This is a genomic window from Komagataeibacter kakiaceti JCM 25156 (genome assembly GCF_000613305.1).
The window spans coordinates 1-1,246 of record NZ_BAIO01000613.1 but is presented as its reverse complement, the minus strand read 5'-3'; the positions used below and the strand labels follow the sequence as shown (position 1 = coordinate 1,246).

The 1,246-nt window shown below is 67.6% G+C and carries 1 protein-coding gene; it reads left to right on the top strand.

The genetic code is table 11. The features are described 5' to 3' along the window. On the top strand, window positions 1-1,051 hold a 1,051-nt coding region (gene purH, locus JCM25156_RS17145), incomplete at its 5' end, for a bifunctional phosphoribosylaminoimidazolecarboxamide formyltransferase/IMP cyclohydrolase (RefSeq protein ID WP_025814117.1). Window positions 1,052-1,246: the final 195 nt, after the last annotated feature.

Here is a 1,246-nt window from a genome sequence, read left to right as displayed (position 1 = left end):
CGGTGCGGCCTATGCCCGCACCGCCGCCTATGACGCCGCCATCGCCGCATGGTTCGCCCGGCAGGCGGGCGACGAACTGCCCCCGCGCATGATCGTGGCGGGTGAAAAGCGCGAAAGCCTGCGTTATGGCGAAAACCCGCACCAGAAGGCGGCTTTCTATACCGATGGCAGCACCCGCCCCGGTGTCGCCACGGCTACGCAGGTTCAGGGCAAGTCCCTGTCCTACAACAACATCAACGATACCGACGCGGCGTTCGAGGCCGTGGCCGAATTCGACGCGCCGGCGGTGGTGATCGTCAAGCACGCCAATCCGTGTGGCGTGGCGACCGCGGCGACACAGGTGGAAGCATGGGATAACGCGCTGCGCTGCGACCCGGTCTCCGCCTTCGGGGGGATCGTGGCGCTCAACCGCACGCTGGAAGCCGAGGCCGCCGCGCGCATCGCCACGATCTTTACGGAAGTGATCGTCGCCCCCGACGCGACCGAGGAGGCGCGCCAGATCCTTGCGCGCAAGAAGAACCTGCGCCTGCTGCTGACCGGCGCGCTGCCCGATCCGGCGGCGGGCGGGGTGGTTGTCCGCTCGGTGGCCGGTGGGTTCCTGGCCCAGACGCGCGATAACGGGCGGATCACGCCCGATGCGCTGAAGGTGGTGACGAAGCGCGCGCCGACTCCGGCTGAAATGGCGGATCTGATCTTTGCCTTCCGCGTGGCCAAGCACGTGAAGTCCAACGCCATTGTTTACGCCAGGAACCAGAGCACGGTCGGCATCGGCGCGGGCCAGATGAGCCGGGTGGATTCCGCGCGCATCGCCGCGACCAAAAGTGCCGACGCGGCGCGGGAAGCCGGGATTGACCATCCGCTGACACAGGGCAGCGTGGTGGCGTCCGATGCGTTCTTCCCCTTCGCCGATGGGCTGGAGGCCGCCATTGCGGCGGGCGCGACAGCCGTGATCCAGCCCGGCGGCTCGATCCGTGATGACGAAGTGATCGCCGCCGCCGACAGGGCGGGCATCGCCATGGTCTTCACAGGTATGCGCCATTTCCGGCACTGATCCGAACACACATCCCTTGCCTGTGCGCGGGGATGGACTGAGATTGGGACAGCACGCCCGGCCCGATGCCGGGCGAGACAGATGAGAGACGGGTATCTGCATGGACATTCATCGACGTTCCTCGTGCCGCCTTCTTGCGGGCGTGCTTCTTGCGGGTTGCCTGGTGGCGGGTCACGCCCATGCCGCGGGCAGGCA